Source organism: Thermobifida alba (assembly GCF_023208015.1).
GTDB classification, from domain to species: domain Bacteria; phylum Actinomycetota; class Actinomycetes; order Streptosporangiales; family Streptosporangiaceae; genus Thermobifida; species Thermobifida alba.
On record NZ_CP051627.1, the window covers coordinates 4,749,862 to 4,767,122 of the forward strand.

The window sequence follows — 17,261 nt, forward strand, 5'->3', positions numbered from 1 at the left end:
TTGTCAGGTTTGCGGTGCGGCGAGATAAGGTCATGCATCATGTCTGAGCAGCAAAAGATCCGGGTCGCCGTCGTCTTCGGCGGACGCAGTTCCGAACACGAGATCTCCTGCGTGACCGCGGGAGGCGTGATGTCCGTCATCGACACCGACCGCTACGAGGTCGTCCCCATCGGGATCACCCGCGACGGCGACTGGCGGGTCGTCACCGCCGATCCCGGCGAGCTGGCGATCGTCGACGGCCGGCTGCCCAGCGTGCCCGACACCGGAGCGAAGCTGGCCCTGGCCCTCGACACCCCCGGCGCCTTCCTGGAGGTCCCCCCGGACGCCGTGCCGCGCCTGGTGGGGCAGGTGGACGTGGTGCTGCCGCTGCTGCACGGCCCCTTCGGGGAGGACGGCACCATCCAGGGGCTGCTGGAGATGGCCGAGGTGCGCTACGCGGGGGCGGGCGTCTTCGCCAGCGCCGCCTCCATGGACAAGGTGTTCATGAAGGCGCTGCTCACCGGGCAGGGCCTGAAGACCGGCCCGTACCTGGCGGTCAGCGACCGGGCGTGGACCCGCGACCGCAAGCGCGTCCTGGACAACGTCGCCGCGCTCGGCGGGGTGGTCTTCGTCAAGCCCGCGCGCGCCGGGTCCAGCATCGGCATCAGCCGGGTGCCCGACGCCACCGACACCGCCGCGGTCACCGAGGCGATCGAGGCGGCCCGCGCCCACGACCCCAAGGTCATCGTGGAGGCGGGCATCCGGGGCCGCGAGATCGAGTGCGGGGTGCTGGAGAGCCTCGACGGCGGCGAGCCCGACGTGTCGCTGCCCGCCGAGATCCACGTGGCGGAGGGCTACGACTTCTACGACTTCGAGGCCAAGTACCTGTCCAGCAGCAGCCTCAGCATTCCGGCGGACCTGCCCGACGAGGTGACCCGGCGGGTGCGCCGCCTGGCCGCCGACGCCTTCGACGCGCTGGGCTGCGAAGGGCTGGCCCGGGTGGACTTCTTCTACGGCGACGACGGCGAGATCTACGTCAACGAGCTCAACACCATGCCGGGGTTCACTCCCTCCTCGGCGTTCCCGCAGATGTGGGCGGCCAGCGGCCTGGACTACCCGGCCCTGGTGGACCGGCTGATCCGCACCGCCCTCAACCGCCGCACCGGACTGCGCTGAGCGGGCCGCGCCCGCGGACACCGCAGCCCCGGGCGCCACGGTCACCGTGGCGCCCGGGGCTGCGCGCGTCCTGCCGCACCGGGGTCAGCGGCTGTCCGGGCGGGACGGTCCGGGCTGGTGCGGGGGGCCGGCGTGCTCCGGGGGAGCGGCCTGCTCGGGCCGGGGCGGCGGGGCCGGGGGCAGCAGGCCGCGGGCCAGGATGGTGCCGCCCGCCGCGGCCGCGGGGAACACCAGGACCGCCACGAACGGGATCGACAGCAGCAGGAACACGGGCACCGCGAAGCCCAGCGAGTACAGTCTCCGCCGCCGCAGGCCCGCGAACCGGTCCCGCAGCCGCAGCAGGCCGCGCCGCTCGAACGCCGAGCCGATCAGTTCCGCGCCCAGCAGCCAGCCGCCGACCAGCGCGGAGACCACCGGCACCACCGTCTGCCCCACCACCGGGATGAAACCGGCGACGAACAGCGGGACCGCTGCGGCGGCGGAGATGAGGATCAGCGCCAGCGAGATGCGCAGCGCCCGCATGACCGACGTCAGCAGCGGCTCGTCCAGCGGCTCGGGAGCGTCGCCCAGCTCCTCCTCGACCTCCTCGGCGATCATGTCGTAGAGGGGGGAGCCGAGGGCGAGGGTGACCGTGGTGAAGCCGATGACCATGAGCAGCACGGACGCGGCGACGAGGACGATGCCGAGGGCCACCCGCAGGGCGGTGGTCCAGCCGTCGGCCCAGCCGTCGGCGAACGGCGTCATCCAGGCGGTGAGGTCGTCGATCCGCGCCAGGAGCGCGATCAGGACGACCAGGAACAGGACGGAGGTGAGCAGGGGAGGCAGCGCTCCCAGGAGGAACAGCTTCGGCCGCCGCAGGATCATGCCGAATCCACGGAGCAGCGTGCCGATTCCGGTGAAGATCTCGCGCAGAAGGGTCACGGGGCGACAATAGCGCCGCGTGAGGACTCCGGTTCCGGTGCGGCGGAGGAAGAACGGCGGATACGGCGCGCAAGCCGCGAACGGTGGCGGACGGGACCGCGGCCGTGCCGGTTCGGGCGGCGCGGCGGGACGCTCCGCCCTCGCGCTCCCGCGCCCTTCCCCGGCGGGCGTCGGCACCGGAGCGGCCCGGTCCCGCCGAGGAGGACGAGCACCGATCCCGGTTCCCCCGGCGGACCGGGGGGCTTCGCGGTCACCGCACCGCCCGCAGGCCGCCCCGCGGGGGCTCGCCCAGGCCGTGGGCGCTGCGGTACCAGCCCCTCTCCGCCAGCAGTTCGGTGTGGGAGCCGCGCTGCACCACCCGGCCGTCGACGATCACGTAGATCTCGTCCATCCGCTCCAGCCGGGCCAGGTCGTGGGTGATCAGCACGGTGGAGCAGCCCTCGGAGGCCGCCAGCAGGTCGTCGAGCACGGCGTCGCGGGTGTCGGGGTCCAGGTGCGTGGTGGGCTCGTCCAGCACCAGGATGCGGGGACTCGCCAGCAGCGCCCGCGCCAGTGCCAGCCGCTGCCGCATACCGCCGCTGAGCCGCGCCCCGTGCGCGCCCACCTCGGTGTTCAGCCCGTCGGGCATGGTCGCGCGCACGTCCTCGGCGAGCCGCGCCCGCTCCAGCGCCGCCCACAGGTGCGCGTCGTCGGCTCCCGGCCGCGCCAGCCGCAGGTTCTCCCGCAGGGTGCTGGCGAAGATGTGCGGGTCCTGCGGCACCCCGCTGACGAAGCGGCGCACCTCGTCGGCCGGAAGGCCGGTGATGTCGGCGCCGTCCAGCGTCACCGTCCCCGCGTCGGGGTCGCGGAAACGGAACAGCACCGACGCCAGCGTGCTCTTGCCGGAGCCGCTCGGGCCGAGCACGGCGATCCGCCTGCCCGGGGGCAGGTCGAGGTCGATCCCGTCCAGCGCCCACGGCTCGTCGGGACCGTAGCGCACCCGCAGGCCCCGCACCCGCAGCGTCGCCCCGCCCTCCCCGGGCGGTTCCGGCCGGTCGGCGGAGCCGTCGACCACCCGCACCGCGGGCTCGGTGTCCAGCACGTCGAACAGGCGGGCCCCGCTGGAGCGGATCGCCTCCAGCTTCGCCGCCACCGCGGGCAGCGGTGCGACGATCTCGAAGGCCGCGAGCGCGGTGAGCACGACCACCGCGAACGGGATCGCGCCCAGCGTGCCGCCCGCCACCGCGGCCACGCCCAGCAGCAGGGTGGCCCACACGGTCAACCCGGCGACCAGCGCGCTCGCCCCCGAGCCCAGGCCCAGGACCACGGCGTCGCGCCGGGCCAGCCGGGTCAGTTCGGCGTCGGCGCGCTCCACCCGGCGCACGGCCCGCTCCATCGCCCCGTAGGCGATCAGGTCGGGGGCGCCGTGGAGGGTGTCGACCAGGGCGGTGGACAGCTCCCCGCGCGCCGCGGCCTGGCGGCGGCCCGCCCCGCGGCCCAGCGCGGCCGCGAACAGCGGGACGGCCAGCCCGCCCAGCACCAGGCCCGCGGCCAGCAGCAGGCCGCCCGGCACGAACAGGGCCGTGCTCAGCGCCACGACCGCGCCGCCCACCACGACGGAGACCAGCGGCGGGGTGAGACCGCGCACCAGCAGGTCCTGGGTGGCGTCGGTGTCGTTGACCAGGCGCGACACCAGGTCACCGGAGCGGAAGCGGCGGACCGGCTCGCTGCGGGCCAGCCGCTCGTACACCCGCACCCGCACGTCGGCGAGGGTGCGGAACGCCGCGTCGTGGGTGACCAGGCGCTCCAGGTAGCGGGCCACGCCGCGGGTCACGCCCAGCGCCCGGGTGGCGACCACCGCGACGCCGAGCGCGGTGATCGGCGGGTGGGTGGCGGCGGTGGCCAGCAGCCACGCCGCCACGCTGAGCAGGCCCACCCCGGCGGCGGTGGTCAGCGCGCCCAGCAGCACGCCGAGCGCGAACCTCGTCCCGCGCGGGCGGGCCAGTGCGACCATCCGCGCCAGCGGCCGGGACGTGTGCCTGGGTGACGTGGGACTCATAGCGGGGCTCCGATCCGGCCGCCGGTGATGTGCACGGTCTCGTCGACCAGTTCGGACCATCCGGTGTCGTGCGCGACGACGAGTCCGGTGCGGCCCTCCAGCAGGCGGGCCACGGCGCGGCGCACCGCGGCGGCGTTGTCCGGGTCGAGGTGCGCGGTGGGCTCGTCCAGCAGCACGATCGGCGCGTCCCGCAGGAAGGCGCGGGCCAGGGCGATGCGCTGGCGCTGTCCGGCGGACAGCCGCGCGCCGCGCTCCCCCAGCCGGGTGCCGTAGCCCTGGGGCAGGGTGGAGACGAAGTCGTGCGCCTCGGCGAGTTCGGCGGCGCGGCGCACCTCGGCGACGCTCGCCTCCGGCCGGCCCAGCCGGATGTTGTCCAGGACCGTGTCGTCGAACAGGTAGGGGTGCTGGGGCACCCAGGCGATGAGCTGCCGCCACTGGTCGGCGGGGACGTGGCCCAGCGGGGCGGACCCCGCGCCGCTGGGCCGCTCCACGCGGATCTCGCCCCCGGTGGGGTCGACGAAGCGCAGCAGCAACGCCAGCAGGGAGCTCTTGCCCGATCCGCTGGGGCCGGTGAGCAGGATCCGCTGTCCCGGGCGGATCACCAGGGAGACCCCCGACAGCGCCGGGACGGTGCGTCCCGGGTAGGTCAGCGAGACGTCGTCCAGGCGGATGCGGGGGGCGGCGCAGCCGTCGAGGCAGGGGCGGACCAGGGCGCGGGAGGCCGCCTCCCGGGCCGGCGCGGCCTCGGGGCCGGTCCGGGCGCCGTCCTGGTCGAGGCGCTCGTCCAGGACGGCGAAGACCTGCTCGGCGGCGGCGACCCCCTCCATGCTGGAGTGGAAGCGGGCCCCCACCTCGCGCAGCGGCAGGTACGCCTCGGGGGCGAGGATCAGCACCAGCAGCGCGGTCTGGTAGTCGACCATGCCGTACATCAGGCGCAGGCCGATCTCGACGGCCACCAGCGCCACCGCGAGCGTGGACAGCAGTTCCAGCACCAGCGCGGACAGGAACGCGATCCGCAGGGTGCCCATGGTGGCCCGCCGGTGCTCGTCGGTGATCCGGCGGATGATGGCGGCCTGCGCCTTGGCGCGGCGGAAGACGGCGAGGGTGGGCAGGCCCTCCACCACGTCCAGGAAGTGGCCGCCGAGCCGGTTCAGCAGACGCCACTGGCGCTGGGTGCGGGCCTGGGTGTGCCATCCGACCAGCGCCATGAAGATCGGGATGAGGGGCAGGGTCAGGCCGATGACGAGGGCCGAGATCCAGTCGGCCCGGGCCACCACGGCCAGGACGGCGAGGGGGACGAGGACCGCGAGCACCAGTTGCGGGAGGTACCGGGCGAAGTAGTCGTCCAGTGCGTCCAGGCCGCGGGTGGCGAGGGTGGCCAGTTCTCCGGCGCGCGGAGGGCCGTCCCCCTCGCCGTCGTCGGGACCGTTGTGCCCGGACAGCCAGACCGCTCCCCGGCCCGGCTGTCCCGGGGACGGTTCGGGGGCTCCGGCCGGTGCGACGCCCGTCACGTGGGCGATCAGGCGTCGGCGCAGTTGCGACTTGGCGCGGGCCGCCGAGTGCAGGGCGGCGGCCTCGGTGCCGTAGGACAGCGCGGCCCGGCCCAGGGCGACCGCCGCGACGGCGGCGACCGCCCAGGACAGTTCGGTGAGCCCCTCGCCCGCGGCGGCGCCGGAGATGACGCGTGCGACGAGCCAGGCCTGGGCCAGGACCAGTCCGGTCACGGCCACCCCGCACAGCACGGTCACGGCGAGGTGGACGCGGACCGCGCCGGCGGTGCGCACCAGCCGGGGGTCGAGGGGTTTCATACGGTGCTTCCCTTGCGGATCAGGCGGTGCCCGAGTGGGCGGTGTAGGCGGGCGTCGGCTCGATGTGTTCCCGGGTGATGCGCTTGCGGAACACCCAGTAGCTCCAACTCTGGTACGCGAGCACCAGGGGCAGGAAGATCACCGCCACCCACGTCATCACGGTCAGCGTGTAGTCGGCCGAGGAGGCGTTCTCCACGGTCAGGCTGTACAGCGGGTTGGTGGTGGAGGGCAGCACGTTCGGGAACAGCGAGCCGAACAGCACCACGGTCGCGGTGGCGATGGTCGTCGCGGTCGCGGTGAACGACCAGCCCTCCCGCCCCCGCAGCGACAGCACGACGGCGGCGATCAGGGCGGTGGCGGCCACGGCGGCCAGCGGCAGCGTCCACGTCGTGCCGTAGGAGACCTGGGTCCACAGCAGGAACCCGCTGGCGGCGGGCACCGCGACCAGCGCGATCGCCGGGACCGCGCGGCGGGCCTGGGCCCGCACCTCGCCTCCGGTCTTGAGGCTCAGGAACATCGCGCCGTGCAGGGTGAACAGCGACAGCGTGGTGAGCCCGCCGAGCAGCGCGTACGGGTTGAGCAGGTCGAGCAGGCCGGCGGTGACGATGTGGTCGGCGTCCATGGGCACGCCGCGCACGATGTTGGCGAAGGCGACGCCCCACAGCAGGGCGGGCAGGGCGCTGCCCCAGAAGATCGCCTGGTCCCAGCGGGCGCGCCAGCGCTCGTCGTCGACCTTGCCGCGGTACTCGAACGCCACCCCGCGGGCGATCAGCGCGAGCAGGACCACCAGCAGCGGCAGGTAGAAGCCGCTGAACAGGGAGGCGTACCAGGCGGGGAAGGCGGCGAACATCGCTCCGCCCGCGGTGAGCACCCACACCTCGTTGCCGTCCCAGACCGGGCCGATCGCGTTGATCATGACACGGCGGTCGGTGTTGGTCCTGCCGAGGAAGGGCAGCAGGATGCCCACCCCGAAGTCGAACCCCTCCAGGACGAAGTAGCCGATCCACAGCACCGCGATGGCGGCGAACCAGATGACTGCGAGATCCATGCCGGGCTCCTAGTAGACGAACGCGGGGACGGGGGCGTCGTGGTCCTCTGCGGAGTCGTCGTCCCTGGGCGGCACGACGTGGGCGGGACCCGCCTTGACGTAGCGCCACAGCAGCCCGGCCTCGACCACCGCGAGCACGCCGTAGATCAGGGTGAACAGGCTCAGCGAGAGGGCGACCTCGGTCAGGGAGACCCCGGGCGAGACGCTGGCCGCGGTGAGCAGTTCGCCCACGACCGTCCAGGGCTGGCGGCCCATCTCGGTGAGGATCCAGCCGCAGATGTTGGCGGCCAGCGCGGCGGGCAGGGCGAGGACCGCGACCCAGTACATCCAGCGCTGCTCGGGCAGCCGGCCGCGGCGGGTCAGCCACAGCCCCGCGACCGCCACGGCGACACCGCCCAGCCCCAGGCCCATCATCAGCCGGAACGACCAGTAGATGACGGGGACGTTGGGCACGTAGGAGCCCGGGCCGTAGGCGTCCTCGTAGCGTTCCTGCACGTCGTTGATGCCCTGGACGTTGCCGTCGAGGCTGTCGGTGGCCAGGAGGCTCAGCAGGTGGGGGATCTGGATGTTGACGTGGTTGCGTCCGTCGACCACGTCGCCGACCGCGAACAGCGAGAAGCCCGCGCCGTCCTCGTCCTCCCACAGCGCCTCGGCGCTGGCCAGCTTCATCGGCTCGTACTGGGCCATGAGCTGGGCCTGGTGGTGGCCGGAGAGGGCGACCACCAGGCCGGCGGCCGCGGTGACGGCCAGGCCGGCGCGCAGGGTCTTGCGGAACAGTTCGGGTTCGCTGCGGTGGGGGGCCTGGCCGGGGGTGCCGGTGTCGCCGTGGAAGCGGGCGCGCATCAGTTTGAAGGCGCTGACCGCGACCACGAACAGGCCCGCCGCGATGAACGATCCGGCGACCGTGTGCAGGTAGGTCGACCACGCCTGGTCGTTGGAGAGCACCGCCCAGATGCTGGTGAGCTGGGCGCGTCCGGTCTCGGGGTTGATCTCGAAGCCCACCGGGTTCCGCATCCAGGCGTTGGCGGCGAGGATGAAGTAGGCGGACAGGTTGGTGCCGACGGCCGCGGCCCAGATGGTGGCCAGGTGGACCTTGCGGGGCAGTTTGTCCCAGCCGAAGATCCACAGTCCGATGAAGGTGGACTCCAGGAAGAAGGCGAGCAGGGCCTCCATGGCCAGGGGCGCGCCGAACACGTCGCCGACGAAGCGCGAGTACTCGCTCCAGTTCATGCCGAACTGGAACTCCTGGACGATGCCGGTGACCACGCCCATGGCGAAGTTGATCAGGAAGAGCTTGCCGAAGAACTTGGTCGCCTGCAGGTATTCGTGCCTGCCGGTGCGGTACCAGGCCGTCTGCAGGCCGGCGACGATGACGGACAGGCCGATCGTCAACGGGACGAACAGGAAGTGGTAGACGGTGGTGATCCCGAACTGCCACCGTGCGAGGTCTAGTGCGTCCATACGCCTCTCCGAAAGCAGGACGGCCCCGGGGCCTGAACTACTACACAGTGTACTACTACAACTTGTAGTTCTACGACGTGTAGTAGATTACGGCAGGGGTCACGGGAGACCGCGGAGGGGCCGGGAAAGACGACGGGCCGGCGGACGCCCGTCCGCCGGCCCCGGGACGCGGTCCTCACTCCACCGGTTCGGCCCCGCGCTCCACCAGCATGTCGTTCATCAGGTCGATCTCGCTCTCCTGGGCGTCGATCATGCCCTGGGCCAGTGAGACCACCTTCTCCTCGGCGGCCAGCTCCACCGCCGCCTCGGCCATGTCCACCCCGCCCCGGTGGTGCTCGATCATCAGCTCCAGGAACAGGATCTCCGCCTCCACGCCCGAGGCCGCCCGCAGCGCCTCCATCTGCTCCTCCGTGGCCAGGCCCGGCATCCGGTCCGGCACCTCGCCGCCGCCTCCCCCGTGGTCGTGGCCGGCCATCCAGGTCATGGGCGGCTGGCTGCCGCGCATGGGCAGGTCCCAGGCGGCCAGCCAGCCGTCCATGCGCCCGATCTGGCCCTGCTGGGTGACGGCCATGTCGTAGGCCACCGTCTTCAGCATGGGCTCCTCGGTCTTGTCGTAGATGATCAGCGCCATCTCCACCGCCTGGGCGTGGTGCGCGCTCATGTCGCGCAGGAAGCCCGCGTCCGCGGAGGAGTCCAGCGGCGTGTCGGAGCGGTTGACCAGAAGACCGGCCGCCGCGGCGAGCACGACCAGGAAGACCACGACCGGGAGCGGGACACGCCGCGGTACCCGCGGTAGTGAGGCCGTTACGGACCTGTCATCGCCTTCGTTACCCAACGGAACCATCCTGGAGGAAAGAGCGTTGATTGGTGCGTATGTTCCTCCTCGGGAGCATAGGTGACAATGTTTACATTCCTGACCGATGTCGGCTACTAGGAGTCACGGGTGGGCAAGAGTTCAGCGGAACGGCGACGCCAGGTAGCGCTGGAGATGCGTGCGCGGCGGGAACGCGAGGCCCGCAACCGCAAGATCACCAAGATCACGGTCATCGTCGCGGTGGTCGCCCTGGTGGCGGGAGGCATCGGCTACCTGTTCTACCTCGACTACCGCAACCGCAACATCGAGGGCCTCCAGGAGTACTCCGGCCTGACCCGCGAGCACGTCACCGAGGAAGTGGACTACGAGCAGAGCCCCCCGGTCGGCGGCAACCACCACGCGGCCTGGCAGAACTGCGGTGTCTACGACGAGCCGCTCCGCGACCTCCACGCCGTCCACTCGCTGGAGCACGGCGCGGTCTGGATCACCTACCGGCCCGACCTGCCCGAGGCGGAGGTCGAGAAGCTGGAGGCGCTCTACAGCCCCGGCAGCTACATCCTGGTCAGCCCGTACGAGGGCGAGATGGACTCCCCCATCGTGGCCTCCGCCTGGGGACTGCAGCTGGGCGTGGACAGCGCCGACGACCACCGGCTGAACAGCTTCCTGCGCGCCTACGAGCGCGGCCCCCAGACACCGGAGCCGGGCGCCGCCTGCTCGGGGGCGGTCCACCTCACCGAGGCCGACCCGCAGGAGGCGTGGGACGCCCTCCTCGGAGACGTCCAGACCATGGAGCAGAGCGAGCAGTGACCGGCACGGTCCCGGGGCCGTGCACCGGACGGTCCGCGCCGCGGCCCGGGAGGGGCCGCGGCGCCGTCGTACGGACCGCCCTCACAGCCTCCCCGGGGGCAGCGCCGGGATCTCCTCCTCGATCAGCTCGCTGAGCGTCGTCAACGCGACGGCGGAGGGGGTGTAGGTGGCGGGCAGGGTCAGTTCCACATACGCCTCGCGCCCCACCGCCGTGAACAGGGTCGGCGAGGCCGCGGGCTCCGGCAGCCACGGGATGTCGTTGACCGACAGCAGCTGCGACTCGGGCCGCAGGCCCGCGGGCCGCTCCACCCCGCAGCGCACCGCGATGGTCGGCGACCCCCAGGCCGCCACCAGATCGGAGTCGGGCACCACGGGGACGCGGTCCTGGCCGTAGAGGGTGTCGGGCAGGCGCGCCATCATCGTCCGGCACAGTCCAGCGGTCCGCGCGTCGGGCTCGGGCGGCTCCATCCGCACCGCGCCGCACCCGGCGGCCAGCGCCAACAGCACCGCCAGCACCGGGACACGCAACACCGCGCGGGCCGCACGTCGCATCGGGTATCGGCTCCAGACCGGGTCAGGACTCCACGTTCACGACCGGGCAGGTCAGCGTGCGGGCGATGCCGTCGATCCGCTGGATCCGCGCGATGACCAGACGCCCCAACGCGTCCATGTCCTCGGCCTGCGCCCGCACGATCACATCGTAGGGCCCGGTGACGTAGTCGACCCGGGTGACCCCCTCGACACCGGAGATGTCCGGCATGACCCGTTCCGCCCTGCCGACCTCGGTCTGGATCAAGATGTACGCCTGCACCATGCGATAAAGCCTCCGCGACTCTTCGTTCGAGCGTGTGATCGTCGTGCAGGACCCGCGGACCGTTCCGCGGAGACGTCCGTCCGGCGGACGGAGAGCGGGTCTAGACCAGTGTGCCGGAGCGCCACCGTACCCTGAGAACTGTGTCGAGCACCATTGGAACCCTCGGGGAATTCGGGTTGATCGCCCGGATCACCGCCAGATTTCCCGCCACCGACGACGTCCTCCTCGGCCCCGGCGACGACGCGGCCGTCGTCGCCGCACCCGACGGCCGCGTCGTCGCCACCACGGACCTGCTCGTGGAGGGGCGGCACTTCCGCCGGGACTGGTCCAGCGCGCGTGACGTCGGCCACAAGGCCGCCGCGCAGAACCTCGCCGACGTCGCCGCCATGGGCGCCAGGCCCACCGCGCTGCTCGTGGGTTTCGCCGCCCCCGCCGACCTGCCCACCGTCTGGGCGGAGGAGCTCAGCGAGGGGCTGCGCGCCGAGTGCGCGGCCGCCGGGGCCGCGGTGGTGGGCGGAGACGTCGTCAGCTCCGACACCCTCACCATCGCCGTCACCGCGCTGGGCGACCTGCGGGGAGTCCCTCCCGTCCGCCGCGACGGGGCCGCCGTCGGCGACCTCGTCGCGGTCACCGGCGACCTCGGGCTCTCCGCCGCCGGACTGGACCTGCTCCGGGCCGGGATCGCCGAGGAGCAGCCGGCCTGCGTGGCCGCGCACCGCAGGCCCGCGCCGCCGTACGCGGCCGGTCCGGCCGCGGCGGAGTCGGGGGCCACCGCCATGATCGACGTCAGCGACGGACTGGTGCAGGACCTCGGCCACATCGCCGCGGCGTCCGGCGTGGCGGTGGCCCTGCGCCAAGCGGCCCTGCGCCCGCCCGCCGCGCTGGTGGAGGCGGTCGAGGCGCTCGCCCGGGCCGGTGCCGCCCCCCGCTCCCCGCTCGACTACATGCTCGCCGGAGGAGAGGACCACGCGCTGGCCGCCACCTTCCCCGCGGGCACCGCGCTGCCCCCCGAGTGGACCGTCGTCGGCACGGTGGCCGAGGGGCGTGGGGTCACCGTGGACGGGGCGGCCCCCGAACTCCCCGGATGGGACCATTTCCGGTAGTAACGACGGTCAGTCATGGGTAGGTCACCCAAAGGCAAGATTCCGGTTTTGGGAGACTGGTCGCGCTAAGCTCTGGCGACCGACGGCTCGTCTGTCATCAGAGATCCCCCCGAGCGAGGAGTCGGTCGACCGGAACTCGGAAAGGCACGGAATCTATGCGGAGGCACGGACTGGGACGGGAGCGGCGGGGCGCGCACCGTGCGGAGCCTCCCGGCGGCGGTCCGCTGGCCACAGTGGGCCACGTGCTGGGAAGCACCGTACCCAAACGGGTGTCCCCGCCGCGCCCGCTGCGTGTCGTCGTCTTCTCCGGGGTGATCGTCGGCGCCCTGCTGTTCAGCTACAGCACCACCCAGATCTACCTGCGTTTCGCGGAACCGAGCCAGGACCCGCCGGTCCCGGGCGTCACCGCGTCGGCCGCACCCGCCCCCGACACCGGGGACGGCACCGGCACCCAGGCGGCCGCCTCCACCCAGGTGGAGATCACGGTGGAGGGAGAGGACGAGGAGGAGCCCTCCCCTCCGGCGGGGCAGCGGGACGAGACGGACGGTGCGGCCGCCGCCCCGGGCCGCCAGGAGGGGGCCCCCAGCCCTCCGCCGCCGCCCGTGTCCGTTCCGCAGAGCGCGACCGGGACGCCCCAGGTCTCCTACCAGAAGGTCGTCTACGACGAGGACCACTTCATGGGGCAGCTGACCATCACCAACACCGGAAGCGGTGTCCTGGAGGGGTGGGAGCTGCAGGTCGGCTTCAGCGACGCCCAGGTGGTCTCGGCGTGGGGAAGCGAGTGGGAATCGGTCCCGGGCGGTTTCGTCGCCCGTCAGCCGTCCTGGGCGGGCGGGATTCCCCCGGGACAGTCGACCACCGTCAGTTTCACCGCGCGGGGGCGCAGCCACACGCCGGAGAGCTGCTCCCTCAACGGCGCGTCCTGCTCCCTCTGACCGCTCTTCGGCTCCGCACAGGAGAGGCAGCCCGGCGGGAGCAGCGTTCCGGCGGGGGCGGCCGCGGTACCGGGCCCCACCGGCGCCGGGGCGGCCGCGGACGACGCGCCACCCCGGAGGCGAACCGTCCCCCGCGCAGGCACCCGGCAGCCCGGGGCACACGTCACGGAAGGGGGGACGCCGCCACCACCGCGCGGCCGAGGAGCCCGCGGTCCGGACGGAACGGGCCCGCAGAGCAGTCGAGCGCCACGACGGTTCGTCTGTGACGCTCGAAGACGGTGGGCGCGCGCGGTGCGGCGGGATGGGATGTTCAGGAACGCTCGACCTTGCCGGCCTTGAGGCAGGAGGTGCACACGTGCAGCCGCTTCGGCGTGCCGCCCACGCGGGTGCGGACGGTCTGGATGTTCGGGTTCCAGCGGCGGCGGGTACGGCGGTGCGAGTGCGAGATACGGTTCCCGAACCCTGGTCCCTTGCTGCAGATGTCACAGACGGAAGCCACGGTAACTCCATTCACGCGCTCGGGCCGGGCTGTGCTCGCACGCACGTCGATGACCCGAGAGAGGTCTGATGGGCAAGCGGTTCGGCGCTGGGCGCCAACCGTGGAAGCGTACCCGAAGGCGAAGCGGACCCACCAAACCGGGAGAGCCGCACCTTCGGACGAACACCGGATTGCCAACCGGAAGGGAAATCCGGCCCCAGGAAGTCCCCCGCTGAGGAGCCGTCCCAAGATAATCGCTCCATCAAGTATAGCCCGGCGACGATCCGTAAGATGCCACAGTGGCGGGCCGCGCGGGCGGGAACGCGGTCCGGGAAGTCGGGGGAAGAGCATGACAGACCTGCACGAGCCGTTGGCCAAGAGACTCGGCGACCGGACCGCGAAGGTCCTGGCCACCGCTCTGGACCTGCACACCGTCGGCGACCTGCTGCGGCACCACCCCCGGCGCTACGACCGCCGCGGCGAGCTCACCGACCTGGCCGGACTGGCCGAGGGGGAGCAGGTCACCGTGGTCGCCGAGGTCCTCAGGGGCGCCACCCGGCCGATGCGCAACCGGCGCGGCTCCATCTTCGAGGCCACCGTCACCGACGGCCACGGCCAACTGTCCCTGCTCTTCTTCCATCGTGCCGGCTGGCACCGCGACCGGCTGCTGCCCGGCCGGCGCGGACTGTTCGCCGGGAAGGTCTCCGTCTACCGGGGACGCCGCCAGCTGGCCCACCCCGAGTACGAGCTGTTCGAGACCGAGGACGGGGCGCAGGAGCGGGCCCGCGCCTACGCGGACGCGCTCATCCCCATCTACCCGGCGGCGGAGAAGGTCACCTCGTGGAAGATCGCCAAGGCCGTGGCCACCGTGCTCGACACGCTGGACGACCTGCCCGACCCGCTGCCCGCCGACCTGCGCGCCCGGCACCGCCTCGTCGGACTGGCCGAGGCCTACCGGCTCCTGCACACCCCCGCCGACTGGGACGACGTGCGCGCGGCGCGCAGACGGCTGAAGTGGGACGAGGCCTTCGTGGTGCAGGTGGCGCTGGCCCAGCGGCGGCGCGCGGCCCAGCGGCAGCCCGCCCGCGCCCGCCCGCGCGTTTCCGGAGCGCTGCTGGACGCCTTCGACGCGGGCCTGCCCTTCACCCTCACCGAGGGGCAGCGCGAGGTCGGCGAGGTGATCGCCGCCGACCTCGCCTCCGACCACCCCATGCACCGGCTGCTGCAGGGCGACGTCGGCGCGGGCAAGACCCTGGTCGCGCTGCGCGCCATGCTCCAGGTGGTGGACGCCGGAGGGCAGGCGGCGCTGCTAGCTCCCACTGAGGTGCTGGCCCAGCAGCACCACCGCTCCATCACCGCGATGCTCGGCCCGCTCGCCCGGGCGGGGCAGCTCGACGGCGCCGAGCACGCCACCCGGGTCGCCCTGCTCACCGGGTCGCTGGGGGCGGCGGCCCGCCGCGAGGCGCTGCTGGACGCCGCCTCGGGACGGGCGGGCATCGTCATCGGCACCCACGCCCTGCTCCAGGAGCAGGTCTCCTTCGCCGACCTCGGCCTGGTGGTCGTGGACGAGCAGCACCGCTTCGGGGTCGAACAGCGCGACGCGCTGCGCGACAAGTCCGCCGACGGCCGACCGCACGTGCTGGTCATGACCGCGACCCCGATCCCGCGCACGGTGGCCATGACCGTCTACGGCGACCTCGACGTCGTCGCGCTCAAACAGCTTCCCGCCGGACGCTCGCCCGTGGCCACCCACGTGGTCCCCGCCCGGGACAAGCCACACTTCCTGACCCGCGCCTGGGAGCGCATCCGCGAGGAGGTCGCCCAGGGGCGGCAGGTCTACGTCGTCTGCCCGCGCATCGGCGGGGAGGGGGAGGAGCCCGACGAGACCGGGCAGCTCGTCTCCGACACGGAGGTCGGGGAGGCGCAGGGACGGCGTGCCCCGCTGGCCGTGGTCGACCTGCTCGCGGAGGTGGAGCGGGGGCCGCTGGCGGGACTGCGGCTGGCCGCGCTGCACGGCCGCCTCGCCCCCGACGACAAGGACAAGGTCATGCGGGCCTTCGCCGCGGGCGAGGTCGACGTGCTGGTTGCGACCACCGTGGTCGAGGTCGGGGTGAACGTGCCCAACGCCACCGTGATGATGATCATGGACGCCGACCGGTTCGGCGTCTCCCAGCTGCACCAGCTGCGCGGCCGGGTGGGCCGGGGCAGTCTGCCGGGACTGTGCCTGCTGGTCACCGACGCCGAGGAGGGCAGCCCCGCGCGGGAACGCCTGGATGCGGTGGCCTCCACCACCGACGGCTTCGAACTGTCCCGGCTGGACCTGGAGCAGCGCCGCGAGGGCGACGTCCTGGGGGCGGCCCAGTCCGGCCGCAGCGCCACCCTGCGGCTGCTCACCATCACCCAGGACGAGGAGCTCATCGGCCGGGCGCGGGAGGAGGCGACCGCCCTGGTCGAGGCGGACCCAGAGCTGGCCGCGCATCCCGTGCTGGCCCGGACCCTGGAGGAGCGCCTCGGCGACGACCGCGCGGAATACCTGGAGAAGGCCTGACCGGCTCTCGGGGCGCGCCCCGGCCCACCCCGGGGAGCGGAGGAGGACTCCGGGGGCGGGGCCACCCGGGAATTCTTCCGGGGCCCGCTCCGAGGGCGTCCGCCCGGTGACGCCCTAGGGTTGACGGGGCAGGAGCGCACGGACGAGGAGCACACGAGATGACCCGCATCATCGCCGGAGCCGCGGGGGGACGCAGGATCGCCGCGCCCGAGGGACGGGCCACCCGGCCCACCAGCGACCGGGTGCGCGAGGCCCTGTTCGCCTCGGTGCTGTCCGCCCTGGGGACCCTCGCCGGGCTGCGGGTGCTCGACCTGTACGCGGGGTCGGGGGCGATCGGCCTGGAGGCGCTCTCCCGCGGCGCCGCGCACGCCCTGCTGGTGGAGGCGGACCGGCGTGCGGCCGCGGTCATCCGCCGCAACATCGCCCGGACCGGACTGGCCGGGGCGCGCCTGGTCGTCGACCGGGTGGAACGGGTCCTGGCCCGGGGCGCCGAGGACGGCCCCTACGACCTGGTGGTCGCCGATCCGCCCTACTCGGTCGGCGACGACCAGGTCGCCGCGGTGCTGGCGGCGCTGCGCGACCACGGCTGGCTGGCCGACGACGCGCTGGTCGTCGTGGAGCGCTCCTCCCGGGGAGACGCCTTCCGTTGGCCCGACGGCTACCTGGAGGGCAAGGCGCGTCAATACGGTGAAACATCCCTTTGGTACGGTCACGCCGCGAGCCTCCCCGGCCCGAGCTGACCAGCTGGGCAGAATCCTGTGATACCGGCTCGCTGATCCGCAGACCAGTCAGAGAGGAGCGGTCCCGTGCGCCGTGTCGTCTGCCCCGGATCCTTCGATCCCGTCACCAACGGCCACATCGACATCATCAGTCGGGTGGCGCAGCAGAACGAGGAAGTCATCGTCGCGGTCCTGGTGAACGTCAACAAACGGGGGCTCTTCACGGCGGACGAGAAGCTCGACATGCTCCGGGAGGCGACCCGGGAGTTCGACAACGTCTCGGTGGCCAAGTTCGACGGGCTGCTCGTCGACTTCTGCAGGGCCAACGACGTCTCCGCCATCGTGCGGAGCCTGCGCTCGGTCAGCGACTTCGACTACGAGCTGCAGATCGCGCAGATGAACTACCAGCTCTCGGGGGTGGACACGCTGTTCTTGACGGCCAACCCCAAGTACTCGTTCCTCAGCTCCAGCCTGGTCCGCGAGATCGCCCAGTACAACGGGGACGTCAGCGCGCTGGTCCCGAGCTACGTGGAGGAGCGGCTGCGCGCCAAGTACGCCGAGCTGGCCGCGAAGCGGGACTGACGGTTCCGCCCTGCGGTGATTTGGGACGAG

At 73.0% G+C, this 17,261-nt stretch carries 16 protein-coding genes; 7 read left to right on the forward strand and 9 right to left on the reverse strand.

The features are described from left to right. Positions 1 to 36: 36 nt before the first annotated feature. Positions 37 to 1,155, forward strand: coding sequence for a D-alanine--D-alanine ligase family protein (locus FOF52_RS21245; protein ID WP_425265564.1), 1,119 nt, complete (start codon positions 37 to 39; stop codon positions 1,153 to 1,155). Between the two features lie 84 nt (positions 1,156 to 1,239). Here the strand turns inward: FOF52_RS21245 and FOF52_RS21250 are convergent, their stop codons facing one another. The 6 genes from FOF52_RS21250 to FOF52_RS21275 form a co-directional block, all read right to left on the reverse strand. Further along, a complete protein-coding gene (locus FOF52_RS21250; RefSeq protein WP_248591653.1) occupies positions 1,240 to 2,076 on the reverse strand; it encodes an EI24 domain-containing protein in 837 nt (278 codons plus the stop codon). Between the two features lie 250 nt (positions 2,077 to 2,326). Next, positions 2,327 to 4,114, reverse strand: coding sequence for a thiol reductant ABC exporter subunit CydC (gene cydC / locus FOF52_RS21255; protein ID WP_248591654.1), 1,788 nt, complete (start codon positions 4,112 to 4,114; stop codon positions 2,327 to 2,329). Further along, on the reverse strand, positions 4,111 to 5,922 hold the full coding sequence (cydD, locus tag FOF52_RS21260; RefSeq protein ID WP_248591655.1) for a thiol reductant ABC exporter subunit CydD: 1,812 nt from the start codon (positions 5,920 to 5,922) through the stop codon (positions 4,111 to 4,113). Before cydD ends, cydC begins: the two co-directional genes overlap by 4 nt. 19 nt (positions 5,923 to 5,941) lie before the next feature. After that, positions 5,942 to 6,970, reverse strand: coding sequence for a cytochrome d ubiquinol oxidase subunit II (cydB, locus tag FOF52_RS21265; protein ID WP_248591656.1), 1,029 nt, complete (start codon positions 6,968 to 6,970; stop codon positions 5,942 to 5,944). Between the two features lie 9 nt (positions 6,971 to 6,979). After that, the gene (locus tag FOF52_RS21270; protein WP_248591657.1) at positions 6,980 to 8,431 is read right to left on the reverse strand and encodes a cytochrome ubiquinol oxidase subunit I; all 1,452 of its coding nucleotides are present in this window, start codon (positions 8,429 to 8,431) and stop codon (positions 6,980 to 6,982) included. A gap of 175 nt (positions 8,432 to 8,606) precedes the next feature. Further along, positions 8,607 to 9,275, reverse strand: a complete 669-nt coding sequence (locus FOF52_RS21275; RefSeq protein WP_248591658.1) for a DUF305 domain-containing protein — start codon at positions 9,273 to 9,275, stop codon at positions 8,607 to 8,609. Positions 9,276 to 9,374: 99 nt separating this feature from the next. Between FOF52_RS21275 and FOF52_RS21280 the strand changes: the two genes are divergently transcribed. Then, a complete protein-coding gene (locus tag FOF52_RS21280; protein WP_248591659.1) occupies positions 9,375 to 10,052 on the forward strand; it encodes a DUF3105 domain-containing protein in 678 nt (225 codons plus the stop codon). Positions 10,053 to 10,133: 81 nt separating this feature from the next. Here FOF52_RS21280 and FOF52_RS21285 read toward each other — a convergent pair whose 3' ends face one another. Together FOF52_RS21285 and FOF52_RS21290 are read right to left on the reverse strand one after the other, a co-directional pair. Continuing rightward, positions 10,134 to 10,604 carry a DUF3515 domain-containing protein gene (locus FOF52_RS21285; protein WP_248591660.1) on the reverse strand — a complete coding sequence of 157 codons (471 nt, stop codon included), beginning with the start codon at positions 10,602 to 10,604 and terminating at the stop codon, positions 10,134 to 10,136. Between the two features lie 22 nt (positions 10,605 to 10,626). Next, a complete protein-coding gene (locus tag FOF52_RS21290) occupies positions 10,627 to 10,866 on the reverse strand; it encodes an Lrp/AsnC family transcriptional regulator (protein ID WP_248591661.1) in 240 nt (79 codons plus the stop codon). 140 nt (positions 10,867 to 11,006) lie between these two features. Here FOF52_RS21290 and FOF52_RS21295 point away from each other — a divergent pair, with 140 nt between their 5' ends. After that, positions 11,007 to 11,969: a thiamine-phosphate kinase gene (locus FOF52_RS21295; protein WP_248591662.1), complete on the forward strand. Its 963-nt coding sequence runs from the start codon at positions 11,007 to 11,009 to the stop codon at positions 11,967 to 11,969. A 242-nt stretch (positions 11,970 to 12,211) separates the two neighbouring features. Next, positions 12,212 to 12,904: a cellulose binding domain-containing protein gene (locus tag FOF52_RS21300; protein ID WP_248591663.1), complete on the forward strand. Its 693-nt coding sequence runs from the start codon at positions 12,212 to 12,214 to the stop codon at positions 12,902 to 12,904. Positions 12,905 to 13,214: 310 nt separating this feature from the next. Here the strand turns inward: FOF52_RS21300 and rpmB are convergent, their stop codons facing one another. Then, on the reverse strand, positions 13,215 to 13,403 hold the full coding sequence (gene rpmB / locus FOF52_RS21305; RefSeq protein WP_248591664.1) for a 50S ribosomal protein L28: 189 nt from the start codon (positions 13,401 to 13,403) through the stop codon (positions 13,215 to 13,217). 328 nt (positions 13,404 to 13,731) lie between these two features. Here rpmB and recG point away from each other — a divergent pair, with 328 nt between their 5' ends. The 3 genes from recG (at position 13,732) to coaD (ending at position 17,231) form a co-directional block, all read left to right on the forward strand. Next, entirely contained in the window at positions 13,732 to 15,930 is a 2,199-nt protein-coding gene (gene recG / locus FOF52_RS21310; protein WP_248591665.1) for an ATP-dependent DNA helicase RecG, read from the forward strand. Positions 15,931 to 16,088: 158 nt separating this feature from the next. After that, positions 16,089 to 16,670, forward strand: a complete 582-nt coding sequence (gene rsmD, locus FOF52_RS21315; protein WP_248591666.1) for a 16S rRNA (guanine(966)-N(2))-methyltransferase RsmD — start codon at positions 16,089 to 16,091, stop codon at positions 16,668 to 16,670. A 66-nt stretch (positions 16,671 to 16,736) separates the two neighbouring features. After that, on the forward strand, positions 16,737 to 17,231 hold the full coding sequence (coaD, locus tag FOF52_RS21320) for a pantetheine-phosphate adenylyltransferase (protein ID WP_248591667.1): 495 nt from the start codon (positions 16,737 to 16,739) through the stop codon (positions 17,229 to 17,231). The last annotated feature ends 30 nt before the right edge of the window (positions 17,232 to 17,261 follow it).

Bases quoted from the DNA above. Each gene is read 5' to 3' on its own strand.
- cydC (WP_248591654.1), bottom strand. From the start codon at position 4,114: ATGAGTCCCACGTCACCCAGGCACACGTCCCGGCCGCTGGCGCGGATG.
- cydD (WP_248591655.1), bottom strand. From the start codon at position 5,922: ATGAAACCCCTCGACCCCCGGCTGGTGCGCACCGCCGGCGCGGTCCGC.
- cydB (WP_248591656.1), bottom strand. From the start codon at position 6,970: ATGGATCTCGCAGTCATCTGGTTCGCCGCCATCGCGGTGCTGTGGATC.
- FOF52_RS21270 (WP_248591657.1), bottom strand. From the start codon at position 8,431: ATGGACGCACTAGACCTCGCACGGTGGCAGTTCGGGATCACCACCGTC.
- FOF52_RS21275 (WP_248591658.1), bottom strand. From the start codon at position 9,275: ATGGTTCCGTTGGGTAACGAAGGCGATGACAGGTCCGTAACGGCCTCA.
- FOF52_RS21285 (WP_248591660.1), bottom strand. From the start codon at position 10,604: ATGCGACGTGCGGCCCGCGCGGTGTTGCGTGTCCCGGTGCTGGCGGTG.
- FOF52_RS21290 (WP_248591661.1), bottom strand. From the start codon at position 10,866: ATGGTGCAGGCGTACATCTTGATCCAGACCGAGGTCGGCAGGGCGGAA.
- recG (WP_248591665.1), top strand. From the start codon at position 13,732: ATGACAGACCTGCACGAGCCGTTGGCCAAGAGACTCGGCGACCGGACC.
- rsmD (WP_248591666.1), top strand. From the start codon at position 16,089: ATGACCCGCATCATCGCCGGAGCCGCGGGGGGACGCAGGATCGCCGCG.